We start from the raw sequence: 1,162 nt of genomic DNA, 5'->3' as shown, positions 1-1,162 counted from the left end.
ATTTCAGGAAAGTTCATTTATTAAATGTGCTACAACGGTTTTGTGTATGATTTCGTTGCGTGTTTAAGCACTAAAGTTAGCAAATAAATCACAGATAGAAAGTCCGAGAGGACTTTCGTAAGTAGGCTATAACTAGCAATGAATTATACACGGTGTTGTGGTTAGTACTTTTATATTAATTCTTTGTCATTCAGCCATTTATTCAAATGCTTTTTTATAGTATCCTCAATTTTGAATAAATTAATTGGCTTATACAATTTACCTGCTAAATCAGTTTGCAGACTTTTTAAGGTTTTATCTTTTAATAAACACACAGGTTTGTTCAAACCCATCATATATCCAACTTCAAGTGATACATTTGGATTAAATTCATCTTCAGTTACTCTTTCAAAAATTGAAATTCCAAATTCACAACAATGCATATATGTTTTTATGTTCGCAAATAAGTCATCGCTATATTCTTTATCGTCAGCACGAAGAACTGTTATATTATATTCTAATAAAAGGTTCTTAATTGTCGATATTATTTTGTCGTGAACGTCAGTCTCTGTAAACTGCATAATTAAAAATGCAGTTCGAGTTCCGTTTGGATAATCTTTATAAAACCTTTCTGATGATTCTTTTATATCAGATGGAATGTATTCAACAGATTCTGCGATTCTTTCCGCTATCATTTCTTGAAGACCTCCAAATAATCCATTTGAGTTTTCATTTGTTTCCTCTCCAGAAATTTCTCTTCTAACATCTTCTACGACATCTTTATATTCCCTCGCAAAAGAATAATCAGCTCTATCAAATTGATTCTCATAATCGATAAGCATTTCTTCCAATTCGTTTAGCCATTGTAATTTATCCTCTCGTAAAGAAACTTGATATTCAATAAATTCTTTTCTTTTCGATTTACGAATATCTTCCATCTTATCTGAAAAATCCCGATAATAGCAATTCTTACAAACTTTACTTCCATTTACTCCAGGATTTCTTTCGCTAATTGAGCAAGTTTTGTTTTTTGGGAAAGCAATATCATATTTATGAATATTCGATTTGTCATTATTTTCATAACGATGAATGATTTCTTCTGTAAATCGTGAATCTTCTTTTATGCTTAATTGTATTTTTCCCATTTAGTTTTTTCGTATTAACCACAACGTGTTTGTGTATG

General features: G+C 30.1%; 1 protein-coding gene. It reads right to left on the bottom strand.

Going from position 1 to position 1,162, the window contains the following annotated elements:
• Positions 1–170: 170 nt before the first annotated feature.
• Positions 171–1,124 carry a hypothetical protein gene (locus TD29_RS18130; RefSeq protein ID WP_052467181.1) on the bottom strand — a complete coding sequence of 318 codons (954 nt, stop codon included), beginning with the start codon at positions 1,122–1,124 and terminating at the stop codon, positions 171–173.
• Between the last annotated feature and the right edge of the window lie 38 nt (positions 1,125–1,162).

It is taken from the genome of Psychroserpens damuponensis (genome assembly GCF_000826655.1).
GTDB classification, from domain to species: Bacteria; Bacteroidota; Bacteroidia; order Flavobacteriales; family Flavobacteriaceae; genus Psychroserpens; species Psychroserpens damuponensis.
This window is presented reverse-complemented; position numbering and strand designations above follow the sequence as displayed.

Coding starts and splice junctions, on each gene's coding strand:
- TD29_RS18130 (WP_052467181.1), bottom strand. CDS start 1,124: ATGGGAAAAATACAATTAAGCATAAAAGAAGATTCACGATTTACAGAA.